25 protein-coding genes are annotated in these 25,294 nt (G+C 73.2%); 12 read left to right on the top strand and 13 right to left on the bottom strand.

All coding sequences use genetic code 11. From position 1 onward, the window contains the following. Position 1: 1 nt before the first annotated feature. Positions 2-1,672 carry an OB-fold domain-containing protein gene (locus AB0C78_RS08790; protein ID WP_360743865.1) on the top strand — a complete coding sequence of 557 codons (1,671 nt, stop codon included), beginning with the start codon at positions 2-4 and terminating at the stop codon, positions 1,670-1,672. Continuing rightward, the gene (locus AB0C78_RS08785; protein WP_360743862.1) at positions 1,669-2,604 is read left to right on the top strand and encodes an alpha/beta fold hydrolase; all 936 of its coding nucleotides are present in this window, start codon (positions 1,669-1,671) and stop codon (positions 2,602-2,604) included. The genes AB0C78_RS08790 and AB0C78_RS08785 overlap by 4 nt, the downstream gene beginning before the upstream one ends. Here AB0C78_RS08785 and AB0C78_RS08780 read toward each other — a convergent pair. Next, entirely contained in the window at positions 2,547-3,230 is a 684-nt protein-coding gene (locus AB0C78_RS08780; RefSeq protein WP_360743859.1) for a TetR/AcrR family transcriptional regulator, read from the bottom strand. The two genes, AB0C78_RS08785 and AB0C78_RS08780, sit on opposite strands and share 58 nt — an antisense overlap. A 109-nt stretch (positions 3,231-3,339) precedes the next feature. Between AB0C78_RS08780 and AB0C78_RS08775 the strand changes: the two genes are divergently transcribed. The 6 genes from AB0C78_RS08775 to AB0C78_RS08750 all read left to right on the top strand — a co-directional run bounded on the left by AB0C78_RS08775 (position 3,340) and on the right by AB0C78_RS08750 (position 9,802). After that, entirely contained in the window at positions 3,340-4,674 is a 1,335-nt protein-coding gene (locus AB0C78_RS08775; RefSeq protein WP_360743856.1) for an AMP-binding protein, read from the top strand. Beyond that, complete coding sequence (locus AB0C78_RS08770) at positions 4,675-5,964, top strand: acyl-CoA dehydrogenase family protein (RefSeq protein WP_360743853.1); 1,290 nt, start codon at positions 4,675-4,677, stop codon at positions 5,962-5,964. Positions 5,965-6,063: 99 nt separating this feature from the next. Then, a complete protein-coding gene (locus tag AB0C78_RS08765) occupies positions 6,064-6,942 on the top strand; it encodes an acyl-CoA dehydrogenase family protein (RefSeq protein ID WP_360743850.1) in 879 nt (292 codons plus the stop codon). Then, positions 6,939-8,090, top strand: a complete 1,152-nt coding sequence (locus tag AB0C78_RS08760; RefSeq protein ID WP_360743847.1) for an acyl-CoA dehydrogenase family protein — start codon at positions 6,939-6,941, stop codon at positions 8,088-8,090. Before AB0C78_RS08765 ends, AB0C78_RS08760 begins: the two co-directional genes overlap by 4 nt. A 57-nt stretch (positions 8,091-8,147) precedes the next feature. Further along, positions 8,148-8,981 carry an NAD(P)-dependent oxidoreductase gene (locus AB0C78_RS08755; RefSeq protein ID WP_360743844.1) on the top strand — a complete coding sequence of 278 codons (834 nt, stop codon included), beginning with the start codon at positions 8,148-8,150 and terminating at the stop codon, positions 8,979-8,981. Between the two features lie 29 nt (positions 8,982-9,010). Continuing rightward, on the top strand, positions 9,011-9,802 hold the full coding sequence (locus AB0C78_RS08750) for an enoyl-CoA hydratase (protein ID WP_360743841.1): 792 nt from the start codon (positions 9,011-9,013) through the stop codon (positions 9,800-9,802). A 22-nt stretch (positions 9,803-9,824) separates the two neighbouring features. Here the strand turns inward: AB0C78_RS08750 and AB0C78_RS08745 are convergent, their stop codons facing one another. The 10 genes from AB0C78_RS08745 to AB0C78_RS08700 form a co-directional block, all read right to left on the bottom strand. Continuing rightward, a complete protein-coding gene (locus tag AB0C78_RS08745) occupies positions 9,825-10,667 on the bottom strand; it encodes a PaaI family thioesterase (RefSeq protein WP_360743838.1) in 843 nt (280 codons plus the stop codon). Continuing rightward, positions 10,664-11,578: an LLM class flavin-dependent oxidoreductase gene (locus tag AB0C78_RS08740; protein WP_360743835.1), complete on the bottom strand. Its 915-nt coding sequence runs from the start codon at positions 11,576-11,578 to the stop codon at positions 10,664-10,666. The genes AB0C78_RS08745 and AB0C78_RS08740 overlap by 4 nt, the downstream gene beginning before the upstream one ends. Further along, positions 11,575-12,753: an amidohydrolase family protein gene (locus AB0C78_RS08735; RefSeq protein WP_360743832.1), complete on the bottom strand. Its 1,179-nt coding sequence runs from the start codon at positions 12,751-12,753 to the stop codon at positions 11,575-11,577. The genes AB0C78_RS08740 and AB0C78_RS08735 overlap by 4 nt, the downstream gene beginning before the upstream one ends. An 80-nt stretch (positions 12,754-12,833) precedes the next feature. After that, positions 12,834-13,703, bottom strand: coding sequence for an acyl-CoA thioesterase domain-containing protein (locus AB0C78_RS08730; protein ID WP_360743829.1), 870 nt, complete (start codon positions 13,701-13,703; stop codon positions 12,834-12,836). After that, on the bottom strand, positions 13,696-14,106 hold the full coding sequence (locus AB0C78_RS08725) for a DUF427 domain-containing protein (RefSeq protein ID WP_360743826.1): 411 nt from the start codon (positions 14,104-14,106) through the stop codon (positions 13,696-13,698). The genes AB0C78_RS08730 and AB0C78_RS08725 overlap by 8 nt, the downstream gene beginning before the upstream one ends. 55 nt (positions 14,107-14,161) lie before the next feature. Further along, positions 14,162-15,796: an AMP-binding protein gene (locus tag AB0C78_RS08720; protein WP_360743823.1), complete on the bottom strand. Its 1,635-nt coding sequence runs from the start codon at positions 15,794-15,796 to the stop codon at positions 14,162-14,164. Positions 15,797-15,879: 83 nt separating this feature from the next. Beyond that, positions 15,880-16,761 carry an LLM class flavin-dependent oxidoreductase gene (locus AB0C78_RS08715; protein ID WP_360743820.1) on the bottom strand — a complete coding sequence of 294 codons (882 nt, stop codon included), beginning with the start codon at positions 16,759-16,761 and terminating at the stop codon, positions 15,880-15,882. A 30-nt stretch (positions 16,762-16,791) separates the two neighbouring features. After that, on the bottom strand, positions 16,792-17,985 hold the full coding sequence (locus AB0C78_RS08710; protein ID WP_360743817.1) for an acyl-CoA dehydrogenase family protein: 1,194 nt from the start codon (positions 17,983-17,985) through the stop codon (positions 16,792-16,794). A gap of 27 nt (positions 17,986-18,012) precedes the next feature. Beyond that, positions 18,013-18,777 carry a glucose 1-dehydrogenase gene (locus AB0C78_RS08705; RefSeq protein WP_360743814.1) on the bottom strand — a complete coding sequence of 255 codons (765 nt, stop codon included), beginning with the start codon at positions 18,775-18,777 and terminating at the stop codon, positions 18,013-18,015. Further along, positions 18,774-19,643: an enoyl-CoA hydratase-related protein gene (locus AB0C78_RS08700; RefSeq protein WP_360743811.1), complete on the bottom strand. Its 870-nt coding sequence runs from the start codon at positions 19,641-19,643 to the stop codon at positions 18,774-18,776. The genes AB0C78_RS08705 and AB0C78_RS08700 overlap by 4 nt, the downstream gene beginning before the upstream one ends. Positions 19,644-19,801: 158 nt before the next feature. Between AB0C78_RS08700 and AB0C78_RS08695 the strand changes: the two genes are divergently transcribed. After that, positions 19,802-21,052: a CaiB/BaiF CoA-transferase family protein gene (locus AB0C78_RS08695; RefSeq protein WP_360743808.1), complete on the top strand. Its 1,251-nt coding sequence runs from the start codon at positions 19,802-19,804 to the stop codon at positions 21,050-21,052. Further along, entirely contained in the window at positions 21,049-22,263 is a 1,215-nt protein-coding gene (locus tag AB0C78_RS08690; protein ID WP_360743805.1) for an acetyl-CoA C-acetyltransferase, read from the top strand. Before AB0C78_RS08695 ends, AB0C78_RS08690 begins: the two co-directional genes overlap by 4 nt. A 66-nt stretch (positions 22,264-22,329) precedes the next feature. On the opposite strand, the gene AB0C78_RS08685 is transcribed toward AB0C78_RS08690, so the two are convergent. Both AB0C78_RS08685 and AB0C78_RS08680 read right to left on the bottom strand, forming a co-directional pair. Continuing rightward, positions 22,330-22,989, bottom strand: coding sequence for a TetR/AcrR family transcriptional regulator (locus AB0C78_RS08685; protein ID WP_360743802.1), 660 nt, complete (start codon positions 22,987-22,989; stop codon positions 22,330-22,332). 54 nt (positions 22,990-23,043) lie between these two features. Continuing rightward, a complete protein-coding gene (locus AB0C78_RS08680) occupies positions 23,044-23,424 on the bottom strand; it encodes a nuclear transport factor 2 family protein (protein WP_360743798.1) in 381 nt (126 codons plus the stop codon). A gap of 191 nt (positions 23,425-23,615) precedes the next feature. Between AB0C78_RS08680 and AB0C78_RS08675 the strand changes: the two genes are divergently transcribed. Together AB0C78_RS08675 and AB0C78_RS08670 are read left to right on the top strand one after the other, a co-directional pair. Further along, positions 23,616-24,053 carry an OB-fold domain-containing protein gene (locus tag AB0C78_RS08675; protein ID WP_360743795.1) on the top strand — a complete coding sequence of 146 codons (438 nt, stop codon included), beginning with the start codon at positions 23,616-23,618 and terminating at the stop codon, positions 24,051-24,053. Continuing rightward, on the top strand, positions 24,046-25,197 hold the full coding sequence (locus AB0C78_RS08670; RefSeq protein ID WP_360743792.1) for a thiolase family protein: 1,152 nt from the start codon (positions 24,046-24,048) through the stop codon (positions 25,195-25,197). Before AB0C78_RS08675 ends, AB0C78_RS08670 begins: the two co-directional genes overlap by 8 nt. Positions 25,198-25,294 lie beyond the last annotated feature (97 nt).

Genomic DNA, 25,294 nt, shown 5'->3' with positions numbered 1-25,294 from the left:
TGTGACCGACCCCTCGGGACGCGCCCTGCCGGAGATCACCGAGCTGGACGCGTTCTTCTGGACGTCCGGGGCCGACGGGCGGCTGCGGTTCCAGGAGTGCGCGTCCTGCGCCACCCTGATCCACCCGCCGCAGCCGGTCTGCCGGCACTGCCGGGGCACCACCATGGCCGAGCGGGCCGTGTCCGGGTTCGCGACGCTGATCGGGTTCACCGTCAGCCACCGGTTCCGCGTGCCGGGGCTGCCCGCCCCCTACGTCGTGGCGCAGGTCGCGATCGAGGAGGACCCGCGGGTCCGGCTCACCACCAACGCCATCGGCTGCGATCCCGGCGACCTGCGCCTCGGCATGCGCATGGAGGTGGTCTTCGAGAACGTCGAGGACGTGTGGCTGCCGCTGTTCCGCCCGGCCGCCGAGCAGGGGGAGCCGGCGCCGCTCCCCCGCGACGAGATCGAGCCGGAGCAGATGCCCCGGTACGTCCGCCCGATGCCGGTCACCGAGAAGTTCGAGGACAAGGTCGCGATCAGCGGCATCGGGGCGTCGCGGATCGGGCGCCGCCTGATGGTCCCGCCACTGTCGCTCACCGTGGCGGCCTGCCAGGAGGCGGTCGCGGACGCCGGCCTGGACCTCGCCGACATCGACGGGCTGGCGACCTACCCGGGCGCCGGCGCGTTCGGCGGGTTCGCCGAAGGCGGCGTCACCGCGCTGGAGTCGGCGCTCGGCATCCGCCCGACCTGGTACAACGGCGGCGCCGAGACGTTCGGCCCGGGCGGTTCGCTGATCGCGGCGATGCTGGCGGTCGCGGGCGGGCTGGCCCGGCACGTGCTGTGCTTCCGCACCCTCTGGGAGGCCACGCACACCGAGCTGATGCGGCAGGGCAGGATCGGCGCGGGCGGCGGCGGGCGGGTCGGCGGCGGCGGCGCCTGGATCCGGCCGTTCGGCGCGGTGTCGGCGGCGCACACGCTGGCGCAGAACGCGCAGCGCCACTTCCACCGGTACGGGACGACGCGCGAGACGCTCGGCTGGATCGCGCTGAACCAGCGCGCGAACGCCGCGCTCAACCCGTCCGCCGTCTACCGCGACCCGATGACCATGGAGGACTACCTCCAGGCGCGGCCGATCACGACGCCGTTCGGGCTGTACGACTGCGACGTGCCGTGCGACGGCGCGATCGCCGTCATCGTGTCGGCGGTGGACGCGGCGCGCGACCTGGCGAAGCCGCCCGTCCTCGTGGAGGCGGTCGGCACCCAGATCGTCGAGCGCCTGGAGTGGGACCAGAGCACCCTGACGCACGAGCCGCAGGTCCTCGGGCAGGCCGCGCACCTGTGGACCCGCACGTCGCTGCGGCCCTCCGACGTGGACGTGGCGCTGCTCTACGACGGCTTCACCATCAATTGCCTGTCCTGGATCGAGGCGCTCGGCTTCTGCGGCATCGGCGAGGCGAAGGACTTCCTCGACGGCGGCAAGAACATCGCCCGCGACGGCGTCCTGCCCCTCAACACCCACGGGGGGCAGCTCTCCCACGGGCGCACCCACGGGATGGGACTGGTGCACGAGGCGATCGTCCAGCTACGCGGCGAAGGCGGCGAACGGCAGGTGGCGGACGCCGGGGTGGCGGTGGTGAGCAGCGGGGGCCTCACCCCCAGCGGGGTCATCCTGCTGCGATCCGACACGTGAGCCCGCCGAACGCCGGACCGTCCCGGCGGGTGGCGGACGTCGGCGGCGTCCCGATGTCGGCGCTGGTCGCGGAGGTTCCTCGGCCCAGGGCCGTCGTGGTCGCGCTGCACGGCGGCGCGACGACCGCGGCGTACTTCGACGCGCCGAACCGGCCCCGGCTCTCGCTGCTGCGGACCGGCGCGGCGCTCGGCTTCACCGCTCTCGCGCTTGACCGTCCCGGCTACGGCGCGTCGGCGGCGCGTCCGGACCGGATGGCGACCGCCGAAGCGCGGGTCGACCTGGCGTACGGCGCGATCGACGAGCTGCTGGCGTCGCGTCCTCGCGGCGCGGGCGTGTTCCTGGTGGCCCATTCGCTGGGCTGCGAGCTCGCCGTGCGGATGGCGGCCTCCGGGCGCGGCGGCGAGCTGCTGGGCCTGGAGATCTCCGGGACCGGACGGCACTACCAGCCGCCGGCGGCGGAGCTGCTGGGGAGCCGCTTCCGGGGCGGTCCGCCGCCGGCGCCGCTCGCGGGCACGGTGCGCGACCTCGTGTGGGGCGGCGCCCACCTGTACCCGGAGGGCATCGCCAGGGAAGCGGGGATCCTCGTTTCCGGTGCCGCCTACGAGGGCGCCGTCGTCCGGGCCTGGCCGCACGACTTCCCGTCCGTGGCCGCCGGGGTGCGCATCCCGGTGCGCTACACCGTCGCCGAGCACGAGGGCGTGTGGCGGGCGGGCCGCGCGGGCCTGGCGGACGTCGCCGCGATGTTCACCGCGGCGCCGCGCGTCGAGACCGCGGAGCAGGCGGGCGGGCACAACCTGAGCCTGGGACTGTCGGCCAGGGCGTACCACCTGAGGGTCCTGGCGTTCGCGGAGGAGTGCGCGCTGGCCCGCGAGCGTCAGTCGGCGGGGTCCGCGGCGGGTGACGCGGCGGCGGAGCCGGCGATCCCGCCGTAGCAGAACTCCCAGATCTCCGCGGAGGTGAAGGGCACGGCGTGGCCGCCGGCCGGCACGCCGTTGCCCTGCGCGGCGAACATGATCGTCTGCATCACCAGGGAGGCCCGCCGCCGCGGCCGCCCGGCCGGGATCGCGCCGCTCGCCGCGGCCTGCTCGATCAGCTCGGTGAACACCGCGAGGAGGGGGAGATGGGCCGCCGCCACCTGCGTAGGATGCCGGACGAGCAGCTGCTGCGCGAAGTCGCTGAACAGCGGGCGCTCCACCTGGTGCCGCGGGCGCGACTGCTCGTACAGCAGCTCGACGGCGCCGCGGAGCCGGCGCAGCGGGTCGTCCTCGGCGAGGGCGGCGTCGCGGATCTCCAGCGCGCCCCTGGCGAGCGCGTCCTCGAACAGCGCCAGCAGCAGCTCGTGCTTGCCGTCGAAGTGCTGGTAGAAGCTGCGCAGCGACTGCTGGGACCGTTCGACGATCTCCTGGACGGTGAAGTCCGTCGTCCCCTTCTCGGCGATGAGGTCCTGGGCCGAGTCCAGGAAGCGCTGCACGCGCTGCTCGGCGCGGAGCTTGGCGGCGCGGGTGGACCGCTCGACGGCCCGCCGGCGCCAGGCCGGCTCTTCGGAGACTTCGGTCACCCGCAGAACGATACTCTTGAAACCGGATAAAGCCATACCCATTCGCTCTCGCGATCCTCTCGCTGTCGAGACTCTTACTTTCGATTCTTGAGAATGTTATTCTCCCGCCATGCATCACCTGGGCCTGCAGGCGGAACGGCGTCCCGACGCGATCGCGGTCATCGAGAGCGACGGCGGGACCGTGACCTACGGCGAGCTCGACGCCCGCTCGCGGCACCTGGCCGCGGCGCTCGGGATGAGCCCCGGGGAGCGCATCGCCATCCAGATGCCCAACGGGGCCGCCCTGCTGGCGGTCGCCTGGGCGGCGCAGCGCTCGGGGCTCTACTACACGCCGGTCAACACGCACCTGCGGCCGTCGGAGATCGAGGAGATGACCGACGGCAAGCTGCTCGTCACCGAGGACGTCTACGAGCGGCTGCTCGCCCAGGAGGTCGACGACACCGCGCTCCGCGAGTGCGAGGGGCGCGAGCTGCTGTTCTCCGGCGGCACGACCGGCCGCCCAAAGGCGATCCGCAAGCAGCTCACCGCGGGCCCGATGGGCGACCCGTCCGCCGAGTGCGTCAAGGTCGCGCTCGGGCTGGAGCGGTACGGGATCGGCCCCGGCAGCGTCTACCTGTCCCCCGCTCCGCTCTACCACGCCGCCCCGCTCGTCTACTGCATGTCGCTGCTGCGGCTCGGCGCCACCCTCGTCGTCATGGACCGCTTCGACGCCGCCCGGGCGCTCGAGCTGATCGAACGCCACCGGGTCACGCACGCCCAGTTCGTCCCGACGATGTTCGTCCGCATGCTGAAGCTGCCCGCCGAGCTGCGGGACCGCGACCTGAGCAGCCTCCGACTCGTCTTCCACAGCGCGGCCCCGTGCCCGGTCGAGGTCAAGCGGCGGATGCTCGACTGGTTCGGCCCGATCATCCACGAGTACTACTCCGGCACCGAGGGCTACGGGCACGTCGCCATCGGGCCGGAGGAGTGGCTCGCGCACCCCGGCTCGGTCGGCAAGGCGGGCGACGACGTCAGCATCCGCGACGGCGTCGTCTACTTCGGCGAGCGCACCCTCGGCGACGTCGGCCGCCTCGACGAGGACGGCTACCTGTACCTGACCGACCGGGTCGCCCACATGATCGTCTCCGGCGGGGTCAACATCTACCCGCAGGAGGCCGAGAACGTCCTCGTCATGCACCCCGCCGTGGCGGACGTCGCGGTGATCGGCGTCCCGGACCCGGAGATGGGCGAGCGGGTGCTCGCGGTCGTCCAGCCGGCGGACGAGCGGCCCCGCGACGAACTGAAGGACGAGCTGCTCGCCTACTGCAGGGACCGTCTCGCCCACTACAAGTGCCCGCGCGACGTCGACTTCGCCGCATCCCTGCCGCGGGACCCCAGCGGGAAGCTCCGCAAGGGGCTGCTCCGGGAGACGTACTGGGAGAACCACGAAACGAGGATCGTCTGAATGGCATGGGAGTTTCGCACCGAGCCCGAGTTCGAGAAGAAGCTGGACTGGATCCGGCGGTTCCGTGAGGAGTGCATCGAGCCGCTGGACATCCTGCATCCCGGACGGGCCTTCCATCCCCTGGACGACGAGCTGGGCCCCGTCGTCCGCGGGCTGAAGCGGCAGGTGCGCGATCAGGGCCTGTGGGCGCCGCACCTCGGGCCGGAGCTCGGCGGGCGCGGGTTCGGCCAGCTCAAGCTGGCGCTCATCAACGAGATCCTCGGCTCGTCCGGCTGGGCGCCCGTCGTGTTCGGCACCGCGGCGCCCGACACCGGCAACGCCGAGATCATCGCCCGCTACGGCACCGAGGAGCAGAAGGAGCGCTACCTCCAGCCGCTGCTGGAGGGCGAGTGCTTCTCCTGCTTCTCGATGACCGAACCGCACGCCGGCTCCGACCCGACGATGTTCACGACCCGCGCCGTGCGCGACGGGGACGATTGGGTCATCACCGGCCGCAAGTTCTTCTCCTCCAACGCCCGCACCTCCAGCTTCGTCATCGTCATGGCGGTGACGGACCCGGACGTGAACCCGTACAAGGGCATGTCGATGTTCCTGGTGCCGAGCGACACCCCGGGCGTCCGGGTGGAGCGGCACGTCGGGACGCTGGGCGAGGGCACCGACGAGGGCATGCACGCCCTCATCCACTACGACGGCGTCCGCGTGCCGGGCGACGCGCTGCTCGGCGGCGAGGGCCAGGCGTTCGCGATCGCCCAGACCCGGCTCGGCGGCGGCCGCGTCCACCACGCGATGCGGGTCGTCGGCCAGTGCCAGAAGGCGCTCGACATGATGGCCGAGCGCGCCCTCTCGCGGGAGACACAGGGGAGCCGGCTGGCGGACAAGCAGCTCGTGCAGGCCGACCTGGCCGAGTCCTACGCGCAGCTGACCCAGTTCCGACTGTTCGTGCTGTACACGGCCTGGCAGATCGACGAGTACCAGGACTACAAGCGGGTCCGGAAGGACATCGCGGCGATCAAGTTCCTGACGCCGAAGGTCCTGCACGACGTCGTCTACCGGTCGATGCACCTGCACGGCGCCCTCGGCGTCTCCAACGAGATGCCGTTCGCGGACATGTGGAACGGCGCGGCGGTGATGGCGGTCGTCGACGGCCCGACCGAGGTCCACAAGATCACGGTGGCGCGGGAGGTGCTGCGCGGCCGCGAGCCGGCCCCCGGTCCGTGGCCCACCCAGCACCTGCCCGCCCGGCGCGAGTGGGCCCGCGAGCGGTTGGAGGACCTGTGCCGGAACCGGTGAACGGCCCGGGGGCGACCCGCCACGGCGGCGCGGTCCGGCGAACGGCGGCCCGGGCGGCGGACCTCGCCGCCGCGGCACGGCTCTGAGGAGCGAAGGCGCATGGATTTCGAGTTCGACGAGGACCAGCGGCTGCTGCGGCGGATGGTCCGCGAGACGGTGGAGCGGTCGCGGTCGCTGCCGCCCGAGCAGCTCTGGAAGACCTACCTGGACCTCGGCTGGCTGGAGACCCCGCCGGTCGAGCTGGCGATCGTGCTGGACGAGCTCGGCTACGTCGCCGACCCGACGCCCTTCCTCGCCACGGCGACCTGGTTCGCGCCGCTCGCCGGGCGCCTGCCCGCGGGGTCGGGGACGGGGGTCTGCGACGGCACCGGACGGTTCGTCCTGGACGCCGGCCGGGCCGACGAGGTCGCGCTGCTGACCGGGTCCGGGGTGGTCGTGGTGAGCGGCGCGGAGGTCGCGGCCGAACCCGTGGCCGTCTTCGACCCGACGCTGCACGTGGCGCACGTCGAGGCCGCGGACCTCGTCGCGGGCGTCCCCGACCTGACCCTCATGGGGCTGGCGATCACCGCGGTGGGGGCCTGCCGGCGGATCCTGGACCTGGCGGTCGCGCACGTGAAGCAGCGCGAGCAGTTCGGCGTGCCGATCGGCTCCTTCCAGGCCGTCAAGCACAAGGCGGCCGACATGCACGTGGCGATCGAGCGGGCCAGGGCGCTGGCGTACTACTCGGCGCTGACCATCGCCGAGGACGATCCGCGCCGCCGTGAGGCCGCGCTGATGGCCAAGGCGTCCGCCGGGGAGTGCCAGCGGGTCGTGTTCAAGCACGGCTACCAGCTGTTCGGCGCCATGGGTTACACCTGGGAGAACGACCTGCAGATCTACCTCAAGCGGGCCAAGGCGTGCGACCTGCTGCTCGGCACGGCGTCCGTGCACCGCAGGGCGCTGCTGGAGGAGCACGCGCGGAAGGGCGCCGCCTCATGAAGCTCACCCCCGACCCCGAGATCGAGGAGTTCCGCGCGGAGTTCGCCGCCTTCCTCGACGCGAACCTGCCCTCCGCGGAGGAGGCCTTCCCGCGCCCGAAGTCCAGCGCGGACATCCCCGAGTGGGCGCGGCGGTGGCAGCGCAAGCTGTTCGACGCGGGCTGGCTGCTGCCGGGCAACCCGCCCGAGTATGGCGGGCGGAACGCGACGCTGCCGCAGCAGCTCGCCCACCTGGAGGAGCTGTCGCGGCGGCGGATCTACCACAGCTTCAACCCGCAGGGCCTCGGCATCGTCGCGGCGTCGCTGCTGACCTTCGGCACCGAGGAGCAGAAGCGGCGGTGGGCCGCGCCGATCCTGCGCGCGGAGATCACCGCCGCGCTCGGGATGAGCGAGCCCGGCGCCGGCTCCGACCTCGCCGGGCTGCGCACCCGCGCCGTCCTCGACGGCGACGAGTTCGTGGTGAACGGGCAGAAGGTGTGGACGTCGGGCGCGCACGACGCCGACATCCTGCTGACGTTCGTGCGCACCGACCCGGACGCCCCCAAGCACAAGGGCATCAGCGTCCTGGTGATCCCGACCGACAGCGAGGGGCTGGTCCGGCGCCCGTTCGGGTCGATCGCCGCGCCCGACGACTACGACTTCAACGAGGTCTTCTTCACCGACGTCCGGGTGCCGCGCGAGAACCTCGTCGGCCCGCTGCACGGCGGCTGGGGCGTCGCGCACGGCTCGCTCGGGCACGAGCGGACGCTGCTGTGGCTGAGCTACGCCGACTGGATGAGCTACCTGATCGAGGACTCCCCCAGCACCGAGGAGTGGTACGCCACGCTGCTCATGGACCTGCAGGCGATCCGCCTGCTCGGCTACCGGCAGCTCGCCGGCGGGCGCGACCCCGCCGAGCTCTCGGTGCTGAAGCTGTTCGGCTCGGAGGCCGTGCAGGAGGCGTCGCTGCACGCGCTGGAGGAGCACGGTCCCGACTCGCTCGTCCACCCCACGCTGACCGCGCCGTACAACCACATGGACCTCGCCGACCACTACGCCAGCTGGTTCGAGCGGTACGCGCGCAGCTTCGGCGGGACGATCGCGGGCGGCACCTCGGAGATCCAGCGCAACATCATCGCCGAGCGCATCCTCGGACTGCCCCGGGGCTGACCCCGCGCCGGCGCGGCGGCACCGAACGACCGCATAGGAACTCAGTGAGGAGGACGGATGAGCACATCCGACCTGCGCGTCGGCTTCATCGGGCTCGGCAGCCAGGGCGGGCCGATGGCCCGCCGGATCGTCGGCGCGGGCCATCCGACCACGCTGTGGGCGCGGCGCGCGGCGACCCTCGAGCCGTTCGCCGGCACGGGCGCGTCCGTCGCGGCATCCCCGGCGGAGCTGGCGCGGGCGAGCGACCTCGTCTGCGTCTGCGTCGTCGACGACGCCGGAGTCGAGTCCGTCCTGACCGCGGAGGACGGCGTGCTGGCCGGCCTCGGCGAAGGCGGGCTGATCGCGGTGCACAGCACCGTCCATCCCGACACCTGCCGGCGGCTCGCGGCCGAGGCCGCCGGCCGGGGCGTGCACCTGGTCGACGCGCCGGTGAGCGGCGGCGGGCCGGCGGCGGAAGCGGGTCGCCTGCTGGTGATGGCGGGCGGCGAGCAGAAGGACGTCGACCTGTGCCGCCCGGTGTTCGCGTCCTACGGGGACCCGATCGTCCACATGGGGCCGGTCGGGTCCGGGCAGGTCGCCAAGCTGCTGAACAACCTGCTGTTCGCCGCCAACCTCGCGACCGCGTCGACCGCGCTCGGCCTCGGCTCCGCCCTGGACGTCGATCCGGTCCGGCTGGCCGAGGTGATCTCGCACGGCAGCGGGGCGAGCTTCGCCCTGGACCGGGTCGCCTCGGGAGGCGGGTCGCTCGACCGCATCGCGGCCCACGCCGGCGGGCTGCTCCGCAAGGACGTCGGCCTGGTCGCGGGCATCGCCGCCGCGGCGGGCGCCGAGCCCGGCGCCGTCCTGCGGGCCGCCGACGCGGCCCTCGCCGCGATGAAGCACCCCAGGTGACGGGACCGCCCCCAGAGAGGAACGATCCGATGGACCAGATCCTGTACGACGTGAAGGACCGCGTCGCGGTCATCACGCTGAACCGGCCCGAGGCCGCCAACGCGCAGACCATGGAACTGCTCGACGCCCTCGACGCCGCCTGGAGCCGCGCCGCCGGCGACGACGGCGTCCGGGTCATCGTGCTGAAGGCCAACGGCAGGCACTTCTCGTCCGGCCACGACATCAAGGGCGGCGGCCCCGTCCCGGACAAGATCACCCTGGAGCACATCTACGGGATCGAGGCGCGCCGGTACCTGGAGTACACGCTGCGGTGGCGCAACGTCCCGAAGCCGTCGATCGCGGCGGTCCAGGGCAAGTGCATCGCGGGCGGCCTCATGCTCTGCTGGCCGTGCGACCTGATCGTGGCCGCGGAGAACGCGCAGTTCTCCGACCCCGTGGTGCACATGGGGATCGGCGGCGTGGAGTACCACGGCCACACCTGGGAGCTCGGCCCGCGCAAGGCGAAGGAGATCCTGTTCACCGGCCGTCCCGTCACCGCGGACGAGGCGGAGAAGGTCGGCATGGTGAACCGGGTCGTCCCGCTTGACGAGCTGGAGGCGACCGCGATGGAGCTGGCCGGTCAGATCTCGCAGATGCATCCGTTCGCTTTGCGGCAGGCCAAGCGCGCCGTCAACCAGACCCTCGACGTGCAGGGCTTCTACGCGGCGATCCAGGCGGTCTTCGACGTCCACCAGACCGGGCACGGCAACGCCCTCAGCGACGGCGGGTTCCCCGTCCTCATGCGGCTCGACGGGATGAAGGACAAGCTCAAGAGCCGGTAGCGGCGCGCGGCGGCCGGGGACGTCAGCGGTCCCCGGCGCGCCCGCCGCCGAAGGCCCCGGCGGTGCCGAACGTCCGTGCGGTGGCGATGCCGGTGAGGCGGTCGCCGTTGCCGGAGTCGCGCAGCTCGACCTGCGCGAGGCCGTCCCGCATCCGGGCGGTGGCGACGACCGGTCCCGTCCGCGCGGGCTGGAGGTAGCGCAGGCCGAGCGAGCACAGGGCGTCGCCCGGCGCCAGAGACAGGGCCGCCTCTTCCGCGACCAGCGCGATGAGCCCGCCGTTGACGGTTCCGGAGATGTTGAGCCCGTCGTCCGAGCGCGGCAGGACGGCCCGGCCAGGCCCGCGGCGCTCGCAGCCCGCGCGTTCGGCGAGCGGCCTGGACAGCCGTTTCCGCAGACGGGGAAGCTCGACGTCGAACGCGGGCGGGAGCGTGATGCCGGGATCGGGCGCCGTCATGAACGAGGCGTGCGCCACCGCCAGCGGCTCCCCGCCGGCCGTCGTGAACCCGACGCTCGCCACGAACACCGACCGGCCGGCCTTCACGACTTTGGCGGTCGCGTCGACGGTCCCGCTCGCGGGAGCCGGGCCGTACAGCTGGACGTCGAGTTCCAGGGTCACCGGCACGCGGGGCGCCGTGGCCTGGGTGGCCAGCAGGCCGGTGAGCGTGTCGGCCCAGGCGGCCAGGACGGACGTCCGGAGGCGGCCGGCGCCGGGGACGTGCATCGCGGCGGTGACCGAGGCCGTGCCGCGCAGGCCGTCGCCGTCCCGCCGGGTGGCGAGGCCCAGTTCGGCGAGCAGGTCCCGGGCGGGCCCTCGGCGGGCACCGGCGGCGGGCCCGGAGCTGCGGGTTCGGTGCGATGGGGTCATGAGAGCGCCGGAAGGACCTCCTCGGCGAACAGCCGGATCGTCTCCGGGGCGCCGAAGTCGTGGAACTGGCAGATGAAGAGGTCGGCGCCGGCTTCGCGTTCGCGCGACAGCGCCGCCGTGACCTCGTCGGGCGTCCCGGCGATGACCCCGCCCCATACGCCGAAGCGCCGGTGGACGGTCGCGAAGACCTCTTCCCGCGTCGCCGACGACGCCGCGAGGCCGATGGGGTGCTGCACGGAGACCCGCGCCGTGCCCGCCGACGGGCGGAGTTCGGCGAGCCGGTCCGTCGCGCCCGCCGGGCAGTTCCACCAGTCGGCCCGTCCGGCGACGAGCGGCATCGTGAACCGCGAGCCGGAGCCGCCGATGTGGATCGGCACGCTCCCCCCGACGGGGCGGGGGCGGCAGACGGCGTCCCGGAGCGTCCAGTGGGCGCCGTCGAAGTCGACCGGCTCGCCGCCCCACAGCAGACGGAGCAGGTCGATGGTCTCGGCGAGCCGTCCGGCGCGGGCCGCCGGGCCGGGGTCGGTGAAGCCGTAGTCGGTGAGCTCCTGGGCGACCGATCCCCAGCCCAGGCCGAGTTCCAGCCGCCCGCCGGAGATGACGTCCAGGCTCGCCGCCATCTTCGCCAGCACCGACGGATGGCGGAACTCCGCGCACAGGACGAGGTGCCCGACGTGCAGCCGCTCGGTGCGCATGGCCAGCGCCGTAGCGACGGTCCATGCGTCGAGCATGTCGAGCCCGCGGTCCGCGGGAGGCGCGAGGTGGTCGATGAACCAGGCCGAATGGAAGCCCGCCTCCTCCGCCGCCCGGGCGCGGCGCTCGATGGCGGCGAAGTCCATCCGGACCTGCGGGAGGTAGAGGCCGGCGAGGGCGCGGCCGGTCGTCGCGGCGGACTCCTGCGGCCCGGTCACACCGGGATGAGGCGGGAGAGGTTCCCGCCCATGATCTTCGCCTGGGCGTCGCCGGGGAGGGCGGCCAGGTCGTCGACGTAGGTGATCGGGTCGGCCTTGCCCTCGGGGTGCGGGAAGTCCGAGCCGAACAGCACCCGGTCGATGCCGAGGACGCCGGCCAGCGCGGCCATGTCGTCCTCGATGAACGGGCTCACGTGGACCAGCCGGCGCATCTGCTCGACCGGGTCCTCGCCGAAGCCCTGCGGCATCTTCTTGTAGGTGACCGCGAGCTTGTCCAGCAGCGGCGCCACCCAGGACGACCCGGTCTCGATCGTGGCGATCTTCAGGTCGGGGAAGCGGGTCAGGCAGCCGTGGCAGATCAGCGACGCGACGGTGTCCTCGATGGCCCGCCATTGCCCGATCTCGCGGAACGGCTGCAGCGTGAACGGCAGGTACTCGCGCTGCCTGCCCTCCCAGTCGGCGGCGTACCGCTGGTAGCCGCTGTCGGAGGAGTGGAACGCCACCAGTGTGCCGCTCTCCTGCACCAGCTTCCAGAACGGGTCGAACTCCGGCAGCGCGATGGAGCGGGGACCGCGGACGCCGTGCGCGGGCGCCGGGCGGACCAGCACCACGCGCGCGCCGCGCTCCAGGCACCACTCCAGCTCCCGGACCGCCTCCTCGACGATCGGCAGCGTGATCACCGGGGCGGTGAAGATCCGGTCCCGGTAGTTGAACGACCACACCTCGTCCAGCCACCGGTTCAGCGCGTGGACCGCCGCGTGGGTCAGCTCGGGGTCGTCCCGCATCCGCTCTTCCAGCAGGCTCGCCAGCGTCGGGAACATCAGCGAGCGCTGCACGCCCTGCTCGTCCATCAGCTCCAGCCGCGGGCCCGGCTCCCGGAACGCCGGGATCGACTCGATCGGCCGGCCGACGATCTCCCGGTACGACCTGCCCTCGGGGTTCCCGTGCTTGAAGTAGTCCTCCTGCGCGCCGGGGCGGGCGACCTTCTCGAAGGTCGGGTTGGGGATGTACTCGCTGATCCGGCCCTGGATCGCGATCTTCGTCCGGCCCCGCACCCGGACGTACTCGATGGCGCCCCGGTACTCCTCCGGGAGGTACCGGGTGAAGGCGTCCTCGGTCTCGTACAGGTGGTTGTCCGCGTCGAACAGCGGATACGGCAGCGCGCGTGACGGCATGGAAGTCACCTCTCGGGTCCCCTCGGCGGGCAACGGAATTATATCGACGTCGATGTCAAAATCAATGCGATGGGCGGCCGTCACAGCACCGTGGCGGGGTCCGGCGAAGGCCCTCGGGCGAAGGGCCGGATCATCCCCTGCACGGAGTAGGAGGCGACCAGGCGCCCGTCCTCGGCGTGGACGCGGCCCTCGCTCTGCGCGGTTCCGCGGCCCGTGTAGACGACCCGGGTGGCGTACAGCAGCCATTGCGTGACGTCGGCGTCGTCGTGGTAGGCGATCGTCGCGTGGGAGATGCCGGTCGAGATCGTCTCGTGCGCCATGGCCTCGCTGTAGCCGGCGTGCGGGCGCAGCGCCGCGGCGATCGTCCAGTGCGTGACCGACTGCGTCATCAGCGCGGCGTGCAGGTGCGCGGCCGGCGGCGCGTCGGCGAAGCGCGTCCACACGTACATCTCGGGCGGCCCGACGCGCCGCGGGTCCAGGTCGTAGGCGTCGTCGACGACGCGGATCTCACGGCCTCCCACGTCCATCCCGGGCCGCTCGAAGGGACGCCGCGGCAGGCGCACGCCGGGCATCGGCGCGGCGGAGCCGAGGAAGTCGCCGCAGTCGGCTCCCATGAGGATCAGCCCGGCGCAGCGCGGGGAGCCGTCCTGGAGCACCCGCGCCTGGACGGTGGAGTAGGTCCGGCCGCTGTGCGGGACCTCCAGCTCGACTTCGAGCCCCGCGTCGTGGCGGACGATCCGCGAGAAGACCATGGACGCCGACAGGACCCGCTGACCGGGGATCTCCTTCGACGCCGCGACGACGGCGTCCGCCAGGAGCTGCCCGGCCTCGACGACGTTGCGGGCGGTGGTCCCGTGGGCGGGTGCCGCGTACCGGCCGGGCCCGGCCGGCTGGACGTCCATCAGCCGGAGCAACTCGTCCTGGTCCCAGCCTCTCTCCGCTTCACCCATGGCGGCCGGCGCCGGGGTGGGGCGCGGACGTGACGGGGGTGGCGGCGCCGATGCGGACGACGGCCGCGTCCTGGTAGAACGCGATGTGGTCGCGGAGGATCGCGACCTCGGTGTACGGCTCCGGGTACTCCCAGGCGATCGGGCCGTCGCCGTCCCGCAGCCGCCAGTACTTCGCCCGCCCCTTGAACGGGCACCGCGACGTCTCCTCCGACGGCGCGAGGTGCTCGGTCCGCACGTCCGCCCGGGGGATGTAGATGACGAGCCCGTGGTCCTGCTCGTCGACGACGAGCGCGCGGGTCGTCTCGGCCAGGAGCACGCCCTCATGGGTCACCTGGACGAGGTTGCGCTTGCGGCGCACGTCCACGCGGTAGTCCGGCCGGTCGGTGTAACCCGACGGCTCCATCGGGCTTCTCCCTCCTCCTAAGGCGTCCAGCGCGCGCCGGACGCCGCGGCCTGCCTTACAGGGCGTCCCGCAACGACCCGGCGCGCACCTGCTCGCGCAGGCGGAACTTCTGGATCTTGCCGGTGGCCGTGCGCGGGAAGTCCGCGACGAGGTGCACCGACTCCGGCCACTTCTGCCGGGCGAGCCCGGCCGCGGCGAGATGGGCCCGGACGTCGTCCAGCGACACCGGGATCGCCGGGTCGCGCGGGCGGATCACCGCGGTGGCGTGCTCGCCCAGCCGGGCGTCCGGTTCGGCGACGACGCTGACCTCGGCGATCCGCTCCAGCGTGAGCAGCAGCGACTCGACCTCCTGGGCGCTGATGTTCTCGCCCCCGCGGATGATGACGTCGGCGACCCGGTCGGTGATCGTGAGGTAGCCGTCGGCGTCGACCTCGCCCATGTCGCCGGTGCGGTACCAGCCGCCGGCGTCGAACGCGCGGGCGGTGAGCGCGGGGTCGGTGTAGCCGATGAAGCAGTCGGCGCCGCGGGTGAGGATCTCGCCGTCGTCGTCCAGGCGGAACTCCGCGCCCGGCAGCGCGCGGCCGTCGGTGCGCAGCCGCTTGTCCGGCGGGTCGGTCAGCAGGCTCGCTGTGACCGAGGGGTGCTCGGTGCTCCCGTACGAGCGGTAGACCGCGATGCCCTCCCGCGTGGCGCGCTCGGTGAAGGCGTCCGGCACCGGCGCGCCGCCGAGGCCCATGTGCGGGATCAGCGCGAGGTGCTCGGGCGTGAAGCCGGGGTGGTCCAGCAGGCTCGTCAGGAAGTAGGGCGGGCCGCCGGCGACGCCGATGCGCTCCTCCGCCATCGCCGCCAGCACCTCGGCCGGTTCCCACACGTCGATCAGATGCACCGGCTCGGACCGCAGCAGCGGCACCAGGAACGCGTTGATCATGCCCATGAAGTGGCCGACCGGGGTGCCGACCAGCGTCGGCGGCCCGCCCCTGGCGTAGAAGCGGTCGCACTGGCGCGCCTCCCAGGCGATCGTCTGGTGGCTGTGCACGACCCCCTTCGGATCGAGGGTCGTCCCGGACGTGAAGCCCACGATCGCCGGCGTCTCCGGCTCGACCCGCTCCGGCTCCTCGATCGGGCGCGCCCGCAGCATCAGGTGGAACGGCGTGGCCGCCGCTGGCAGCTCCGCCTCGGGACGGTCGCCCACCACCAGCCACAGCGGCTCCTCGTCCCGTCCGGCGAGCAGCTCCGCGTACTGCTCCAGGTGATCGGTGCGGCCGAAGCGGTCGGGCGTGACGATCACCGCGGGACGGGTCTCGTCGAGGATGTGGCCGACCTCCCTCGGCCCGTAGAAGTGCACCACCGGGACCACGATCGCCCCGACGTACGCGGCGGCCCAGAACGTGACGGCGGCCTCGACCCAGTTCGGCATCTGCACCACGACGACCGAGCCCGGGCCGACGCCCCAGTCCAGCAGGGCGCGGGCGAAGGAGCGGCTGGCACGGTCCACCTCGGCGAACGTGCCGTTCCAGGGCCGGACCCTGGACCGCACCCGGAACGGCAGCCCGGGAGCCCGGCCGAGCCCCTCGGCCACCATCGAGCCGAGCGAGCCGTCCGTCCACCACCCTTCCGCGCGGTAGCGCCGGGCCAGCTCGGCGGGGACCGTCCGCACGCCCCAGCCGTCGACAACAGAGCCTGTGGTCACCGCACCGCCTTCCGGGAGGCCTGACGGCGGCGGGGCACCGCCCGCCGCCCTCGCCGCCATCGAAGTATATTTCGACGTCAACGTCAATACTGTTGCCGCGCCGCGGCCCGGGCGGCGAGGAACTCCCACGTGCGCTCGGCGTCCGCCTCGCTCGCGGCGAGCACGTGCGCCGCGAAGTCGGTGACGCCGCTCTCGGCGAACGCGTCGAGGTGCCGGCCGACCTCGTCGGGCGAGCCGACGATCGCGAGGGCCGCCACCCCGTCCACGCCCTCGCGGCGCAGCACCTTGCGGTAGGAGGGGAAGCGGTCGTTGGCGCCCAGCCTGCGGTCGATGTGCTCGCGCGTGCCCGCGACGTCGCCGGTCACGGCGACCGGGAGGGCGGCCACGACCCGGAACGGCGAGCCGTCCGACCGTGCGCGCAGCGCGGGCCGGATCACCTCGGCGATCGTCCGTGGCCCTGCGGACCAGGTGACCACGCCCGCCGCCACCTCCGCCGCGAGCGCGGCCATCGCCGGGTTGACGGCGCCCAGCAGGATCGGCGTCGGGTCTCCGGCGACGGCGACGCCGCGGCCGTCCCGGCCGGCCATGACGGCCGACAGCTGCTCGACGTACCAGCGCGTCGCCGCGATCGGCGGCGTCCACTCCAGCCCGAACGCGTCCCTGACCAGCGCCTCGTGCGACGGGCCCACGCCGAGCGCCAGCCGGCCCTTCAGCACTTCCTGGACGGTCGCCACCTGCTGGGCGAGCGCGAACGGCGGACGCAGGGGCATGGGAACCACCGCCGTCCCCAGCTCCACGCCCGGCACCTCGCGGCCCGCGACCGCGAACGCGGTGAGCGTGTCGTGCCCGGTGAGCATCGGCGCCCAGTAGCCGGCGAGGCCGAACTCCGCGACCCTGCGGACCTCGCCGACGACGCCCTCGATCGTCCCGCGCATGGTGAGCCCCGAATGAACGGCGATGCGCATGCGTCCTCCCTCTCGCGCCCGGTAGTTCGCTCAGTAGGACTTGGGCAGGCCGAGGACGTGCTCGCTGATGTAGTTGAGCACCATCTCCTGGCTGACCGGGGCGATCCGCATCAGGCGGGACTCCCGGAAGTAGCGCTCGACGTGGTACTCGCGTGCGTACCCGAAACCGCCGTGCGTCTGGACGGCCGCGTCGGCGGCGGCGAACGCCGCGTCGGCGCACAGGTACTTCGCCGTGTTCGCCTCCTTGCCGCACGGTTCGCCGGCGTCGTAGCGGGCGGCGGCGTGCCGCGCCGCCAGCTCCGCCGCGTCCAGGCGCATCGACGCCTCGGCGAGCGGGAACGCGATCCCCTGGTTCTGGCCGATCGGGCGGCCGAACACCACCCGCTCCCCCGCGTACCGCACCGCCCGGCGCAGCGCCGCCCGCCCGATGCCGAGCGACTCGTGCGCGAGCAGGATCCGCTCGGGGTTGATGCCGTCCAGCAGGTAGGTGAACCCGCGCCCCTCCTCCCCGACCAGCGCCGATCCGGGGACGCGGAAGTCGTCCATGAACAGCTCGTAGGAGGAGACCGCGTTGCGGCCCATCTTCGGGATCGCCCGCATCTCCACCTCGCCGCCGGTCAGGTCGACGACGAACATCGACAGCCCGTCGGTCCGCCGCTTGCCCTCGCGCGGCTCGCTCGTGCGCGCCAGCAGCACGGCCTTCTGCGACTGCGCCGCCTTGGTGATCCAGACCTTCCGGCCGTTGATCACGTAGTCGGAGCCGTCCCGGCGGGCGAAGGTTCGGATGCGGCTGGTGTCGGACCCGGCGTCCGGTTCGGTGATGGCGAAGCAGACGTGCAGATCGCCGGTCGCGGCGTCGGGGAGCAGCTCGCGGCACAGCCGGTCGCCGCCGTGCCGCGCGACCAGGTTGAGGCCGAAGATCGTGAGGTGGAACGGGCTGCAGCCGTTCATGCCCGCCCCGGACGCGGCGATCTCGTACATCATCGACGAGGCCGCCGAGATGCCCATGCCCGCGCCGCCGTACTTGCGGGGTATGGCGATGCCGAGCCAGCCGGCCTCGGCGAACGCCTTGTAGAACTCCCAGGGGAACCTGGTCTCCTGATCGACCTCGGCCCAGTACGCGTCGTCGAACCGCTCGGCGACCTCACGGACGGCCGCGCGCAGTTCGTCGTCGGTGAGCGCTTCCTCGGTGGTCGTGGCGTCGGGGGCGGTGTCCTGGCTCATGCGAACTCCTCGATCGGTTCTTCCACCTCAGCGCACCGAGCGCCCGCCGTCGACGTAGAGGACCTGGCCGGTCACGAACCCGGAGTCCTCGGAGGCGAGGAACAGGGCGGCGTTCGCGATGTCGGCGGGCTTGCCGACGCGCCGCATCGGCAGGGTCGCCGCCACCTCCGCCAGCCGCTGGTCCACCGCGACGCCGAGCCGCTCGGCGGTCGCCCGGGTCATCTCCGTGTCGACGTAGCCGGGCCCGATCGAGTTGACGGTGATGCCGAACGGGCCGAGCTCGATCGCGGTCGTCCGCGTGAAGCCCTGGATCCCCGCCTTGGCCGCGGAGTAGTTCGCCTGGCCCCGGTTGCCCAGCGCGGAGGTCGAGGAGATGTTGATCACGCGCCCGTAGCGCCGCTCGACCATGATCCGCTGCGCGGCCCGGGTCACCAGGAACACCCCGCGCATGTGCACGGCCACCACGGTGTCCCAGTCGTCCTCGGTCATCTTGAACAGCAGGTTGTCGCGGGTGACGCCCGCGTTGTTGACCACGATGTCGAGGCCGCCGAACTCGTCGGCGAGCCGCCGCACGGCCCGGTCGACCTGCTCGGCGTCGGAGACGTCCGCGCCGAGGCCGACGGCCTGCCCGCCCGCGTTTCTGATCGCGGAGACGGTGTCCCCGGTCAGGACCTCCTTGAGGTCGAGGACGCCGACGCGGGCTCCGGCACGGGCGTAGGTCCGGGCGATCTCCGCTCCGATGCCGCGGGCCGCGCCGGTCACCAGCGCGACGCGGCCGTCGAGGTTCGTCATGGTCGTTTCGCTCCTGAGTTCTGGGGGTCGGAGGAGGTGCGCGCGGCGCGGGGGCGGCCGTGCGCGATCGCGCGGACGGCGTCGCGGTGGGCGGCGGACTCCAGGAGCCGGACGTGCCATGCGGCCTCCGCGTCCGCGCAGTCCGCGAGGTCGTGGTCGTGGGCGCGGGCCACGTGCTCCTTCATGGCCCGGACCGCGTCCGGTGAGAGGGCGGCCAGCCGTGCGGCCGTCCTGGAGACGTGATCGGCCAGCTCGTCGTCGGGGACGGCCTCGTTGACGAGGCCGAGCTCCTGCGCGCGGGCGGCGCTCAGCGGCGGCGAGAGGTAGAGCAGTTCCAGTGCCCGCGAGGCGCCGAGCAGGCGGGTCAGCTGCCAGGTGCAGCCGAAGTCGCCGGCCAGCCCGATCCTGCCGAAGCCCGTGCGCAGCGTCGCGGAGGCGCCGGCGTAGCGCAGGTCGCAGGCGAGCGCGAGGCCGAGTCCGGCGCCGACGGCCGCGCCCTCGACGAGCGCGACGGACGGCTTCGCCAGCTCCCGGAGCCGGACGACCGTCGCGCGCTGCAGCGCCTTCTGGGCGCCCAGCCGCTCGCCCGGGTCGGCGGCGGGGCCGAAGATGCTCTCCCCCGCCGCGAGCTTGGCGAGGTCGCCGCCCGCACAGAAGGCGCCGCCGGCCCCGGCGATCACCACGGCGCGGACGTCGTCCGAAGCGGCGGCGAAGTCCAGCATCGCGGCGAGGCCGTCGAGCATCTCCCGCGAGAACGCGTTGCGGACCTCCGGACGGTTCAGCGTGAGCGTCAGCACGCCGCCGGCCCGCGCGGCGAGCAGGTGCGCGGTGCCCGTCGGCAGGGCCTCGCCCAAATGATTTGACATAGACGTCGAAATTATAATGGCGCCGTCGCCGGGGTCAATGGGCCGCCCGCCCGGACACCGCGGACGGCGCGGAGTAGATCGACATCGACGTCAAAGTTAGACTGACCGGACGCGGCCGGACCCGGACCGGGCGACCGCACCACCGACGGAGGAGCTCCATGCCCGACAGGCCAGCCACCCAGCCCCCGCCGCCGGCCCTGCCTCTCGCCGGCACGGTCGTGGTGAGCTTCGAGCAGGCGGTGTCGGCGCCCTACTGCACGCGCATGCTCGCCGACCTCGGCGCGGACGTCGTCAAGGTCGAGCACCCGCGCACGGGCGACCTCACCCGGTGGTTCGACGACGCCGCCGACGGCATGGCGACCTACTTCGTCTGGCTGAACCGCAACAAGCGGTCCCTGGCACTGGACTGCAAGCGCCCTGAGGCCAGGCCCGTCCTCGACCGGCTGCTCGAACGCGCCGACGTCGTCGTGCAGAACCTCGCGCCCGGCTCCGCCCGCCGGCTCGGGCTGGACGCGGCGACGCTCGTCGCGCGGTACCCGTCGCTGGTGGCCGTCGACATCTCCGGCTACGGCACCGGCGGGCCGCTCGACCACCGCCGCGCCTACGACCTGCTCGTCCAGGCCGAGAGCGGCTCGTGCGCCGCGACCGGCCAGGCCGACGCGCCCGCCAAGCCGGGCATCCCCATCGCCGACATCGGAACCGCGATGCAGGCCGCGGCCGGCATCATGGCCGCGCTGCTCGCGCGCGCCCGCACGGGCGCCGGCGCCGCCCTGCAGGTGAGCATGTTCGACACCGCGGCCGACTTCCTCGGGTTCGCCCTGCTGTACGCCCGCTACACCGGCGAGGAGCGGGCGCCGATCGGCATGTCCTCCCCCATCGTCGCTCCGTACAACGCCTACCCGACCAAGGACGGGCGCACCGTCGTCCTCGGGACCACCAACGACGCGGAATGGCAGCGCCTGGCCCGCGACCTCATCGGCCGCCCGGACCTCGCCGACGACCCGTCCCTCGCCACCACCCCGCAGCGCTGCGCGCAGCGCGGCAGGCTCGACGAGGCCGTCGGCGCCTGGGCGTCCACCCTCGACCTCGCCGAGATCTGCGCGCGCGCCGACGCGGCCGGCATCGGGAACGCCGAGTTCAACCGGGTCACCGAGGTCGTCGACCACCCGCAGCTCACCGCGCGCGGCCGCTGGCGCGAGGTCGGGTCGCCGGTGGGGCCGCTGGCGTCCCTGCTCCCGCCCGTCATCACCCCCGCGTGGACCACGCCGCTGGAGGACGTCCCCGCCCTCGGCGAGCACACCGCCGCGATCCTCACCGACCTGGGCTTCACCCCCGAAGCGCAGGACGAACTCCGCAGGGCCGGCGCGGTGCGACCGCGGCCGGCCCACGACCAGTCAGGAGAGTCATGAACGAGGCCGTGATCTGCCAGCCGCTGCGGACCCCGATAGGCCGGTTCGGCGGCGCCCTGCGGACGGTCCCCGTCCAGGACCTGGGTGTGGCGGTGGTCCGGGCGCTGATCGAGCGGAGCGGGCTGGACGGCACGCTCGTCGACGACGTCGTGTTCGGGCACTGCTACGGCACCGCCGAGGCACCCGCGATCGGGCGGGTCATCGCGCTCGACGCGGGCCTGCCGGCGACCGTGTCCGGCGTCCAGATCGACCGGCGCTGCGGGTCCGGCCTGCAGGCCGTGGTGTACGCGGCGGCGATGGTGCGCTCCGGCGCGGCCCAGGCGATCATCGCGGGCGGCGCCGAGAACATGTCGCAGGCCCCGCACTACTCGCTGACGGCGCGCTGGGGGTCGCGGGCCGGGGACATCACGCTGACCGACACCCTGACGCGCGGGCGGACGACCGCGGGCGGCCGGAATCACCCCGTCCCCGGCGGGATGCTGGAGACGGCCGAGAACCTGCGCCGCGAGTACAAGATCGGCCGCGAGGAGCAGGACAGGTTGGCCTGCGAATCGCACCGCCGGGCGCTGGACGCCCAGGACCGCGGCGCGTTCGCCGAGGAGATCGTCCCGGTCACGGTGAGCGGCGGGAAGGGGGACACGGTCGTCGACACCGACGAGCACCCGCGCCGCGACGTCTCCCTCGAGAAGCTGGCCGCCCTGCGCCCCGTCATGGGGAGGGACGACGCCGAGGCGACGGTCACGGCGGGCAACGCCAGCGGGCAGAACGACGGCGCCGCCGCCTGCCTGGTCACGACCCCCGAGTTCGCGGCCGAGCACGGGCTGCGGCCGCTCGCGCGCGTGGTGTCGACCGCGACGGCAGGGGTCCCGCCCCACCTCATGGGCATCGGGCCGGTGCCGGCGACGCGCAGGGCCCTCGACGCGGCGGGCCTCACGCTGGCCGACATGGACCTCATCGAGCTGAACGAGGCGTTCGCGGCGCAGGCCCTTGCGGTGACGCGGGAGTGGGACTTCGCCCCGGCCGACTTCGAGCGGCTCAACGTCAACGGCTCGGGCATCTCGCTCGGCCATCCGGTCGGCGCGACCGGCGCCCGGATCGTGGCGACGCTCCTGCGCGAGATGGAGCGCCGCGACGCGCGGTACGGCCTGGAGACCCTCTGCATCGGCGGCGGCCAGGGCATCGCCGCGGTGTTCGAGCGGGTGCGGGACTGACAGCCCGCTCCCCCTCGGGAGCGGCAATGATGCCGGGAGTGGGAGCGATGCCGGGAGCGGGAGCGGTCAGGCCTTCGCGGCCTTGGCGGGCTTCCCGCTCCTGGGGCGGGGCCTGCTGTCGGCGTCCGGGCTGAGGCCGAGCGCGTTGGCCCACAGCAGCGTGAGCTGCTCGACCGCCTCGTTCATGGCGAAGCGCGCGCCACCGATGAACATCATCTCGGCGAACTTGGCGACCATGCCGCCGAGCGCCGTGGCGGCGTACCGCTCGTCGATCCGCTTGTCCGCCAGCCCGTCCGCCTGCAGCCGCTTGATCGCCGACTCCAGGCGGGCCGCCAGGTAGTCGTCGCGCTTGGACCGCACCTTGCGGACGTCCTCGTCGTACCGGCTGACCTCCTCGATCACCCGCATGATCGGGGCCTCCTTCCGGTACGCGGACAGGTAGGCCTTGTTGGCGGCGCGGATGCGCTCGATCGGGCCGGCGTCGTCGGCCTGCGGGATGTCGTCCATCGAGACCAGGCGGACCTCGACCTCCTCGGCGATCTCCCGGAAGAGCGATTCCTTGGAGTCGAAGTAGTGGTAGAACGACCCGTGCGAGACGCCGGCCTCGGTGGCGATGTCGGTGATCCGCGCCTGGAGGAAGCCGTCGCGCTCGAACACGGTCTTGCCCGCCTCGACCAGGCGCGCCCGCGTCCGGCGGCCCTTCGCGGAACGAGGCTCTGGATCCATCCCGGTCCTCCAAAACGATGAACTCGACGTCGGAACCATGATGCCGTACCCGCGCTACAGGGACCGCTTCATGTCGATGTGCCGCTTCGCGAACACCAGGCGGCCGTCCTCCCAGGTCATGCGGTCGCGGTAAGTGCCGGCGATCATGGAGCCGTTCTCGGCGTTGACGAACAGGAAGGGCGCCACCGACTCGATGTCGCCGTCGTCGCGCTCCTCGATGCTGGGCACGCCCTGGAGGTGGACGCCCTGCGGCGCCCGCGCAGCGAACGCGGCCAGGTCGTCCGCGCCGCCGACCTCCCGGCCGTCGGAGAGTGTCAGCACGCCGCGCGAGCCGTAGAGCGCGCTCCACGCCATCGCCTGGCCTCCGTCGACGTACCGCGCGTAGTCGGCCTGCAGCCTGGTCACCGCGGCGAGGACCCCGTCACCGTTCGACATGGCACGTCCCGTCCTTTCGCTCGTATGAGGCTAGTTATGACTTCGACGTCGATAATGTCAAGAGTCTCGAGCGCCGCGTGCATGCGGCGGGGCATCAGGCACCTCGACCTTTATTTGACGTCGACGTCAGTATAGGATGACCGGGCACGCGAGCCCCGGACGCGCGGCGCGCGGGGAGGCAAGGAGATGAGATGGCACCGGTCCCCATCGCCGACGACCTGTTCACCTGGCCCGCCGACGAGCCCCGGCTGATCGGCGGCAGGTGCGCGGAGTGCGGGACGCACGTGTTCCCGCTGCGCGCCGGCTGCGCGCGGTGCGGCGCGGCCGCCGTGGAGCGCGCGCTGCTGAGCCGTTCGGGAACGCTGTGGACGTGGACGTCCCAGGGCTTCCCGCCCAAGGCGCCGTTCCGCGGCGAGTTCGCCGGCACCGACCCGTTCGAGCCCTGGCTGGTGGGCGTGGTCGAGCTGCCCGGCGAGCTGCGCGTCGAGACCCTCCTCACCGGCTGCGCGCAGGACGACCTGGAGTTCGGCATGCCGATGCGGCTGGTCACGCTGCCGTTCCGGACCGACGAGGACGGCCGGGAGATCATCACCTTCGCGTTCAGTCCGGAAGGGGCCGAGCATGCCTGACGTCGCGATCATCGGAGCGGGGATCCACCGGTTCGGCCGCTTCCCCGGCAAGCCGGCCCTGGCGATGGGCGCCGAGGCGGCCCGCGACGCCCTCGCCGACGCGGGCCTGAAGTGGACGGACGTGCAGTTCGCGGTCGGCGGCAGCTACGAGGTCGACCAGCCGGACGCCGTCGTCGCCGAGCTCGGGCTGACCGGCGTGCAGTTCACCAACGTCTACAACGGCTGCGCGACCGCCGGCAGCGCGCTGGCCCTGGCCGCGCAGACGATCCGTCTCGGGCAGCACGAGATCGGCCTCGTCCTGGGCATGGACAAGCACGAGTCGGGCGCGTTCACCGCCGACCCGCGCGAGTACGGCTGCCCGTCGTGGTACGGGGAGATGGGCCTGTTCCTCACCACCAAGTTCTTCGGCATGAAGATCAACCGCTACATGCACGACCACGGCATCACGCACCGGACCCTCGCCGAGGTCGCCGCGAAGAACTACCGCAACGGCGAGCTGAACCCCAACGCGCACCGGCGCAAGCCGCTGTCGCCGGAGCAGATCCTCGGATCGCGGATGCTGAACTACCCGCTGACCCAGTACATGTTCTGCAGCCCCAACGAGGGCGCGGCGGCGCTGGTGGTCTGCAGCGCGGACGTGGCGCACCGCTACACCGACAAGCCGATCTACCTGCGCAGCGTCGTCACCCGCACCCGGCGGTTCGGCGCGTTCGAGGTGCACACGCCCTCCGCCTCGGTGGCGGCCGACCACGTCCCGGCGCCGACCGTCGACGCCGCCGAGGCCGCGTACGAGGCGGCCGGCATCGGCCCGGAGGACGTCCAGATCGCCCAGCTCCAGGACACCGACGCCGGCGCCGAGGTCATCCACATGGCCGAGGTCGGGCTCTGCCGGGACGGCGAGCAGAACGCGCTCATCGCCTCGGGCGCCACCGCGCCGGGCGGCAGGCTCCCGGTCAACACCGACGGCGGCCTGATCGCCAACGGCGAGCCGGTCGGCGCCTCCGGCCTGCGGCAGGTCCGCGAGCTGGTGCTGCAGATGCGCGGCCGGGCGGGCGAGCGGCAGGTCGCCGGGGAGCCGCGGGTCGGCCTCGCCCAGCTGTACGGCGCGCCGGGCGTCGCCGCCGTCTCCATCCTGTCGACTTAACCCCGTCCCGACCTTCGCGGCCCCCCGCCGGATGTACCCCCCCCGCCCCGCCCCGCGCCGCGCCCAGCGGCCCCCCCCCCCCGCAGGGCGGCCGTGA

Source organism: Actinomadura sp. NPDC048394 (genome assembly GCF_040651755.1).
Lineage (GTDB): Bacteria > Actinomycetota > Actinomycetes > Streptosporangiales > Streptosporangiaceae > Spirillospora > Spirillospora montaniterrae.
The sequence above is the reverse complement of the archived record's forward strand: the minus strand, read 5'-3'. Positions and strand labels throughout refer to the sequence as shown.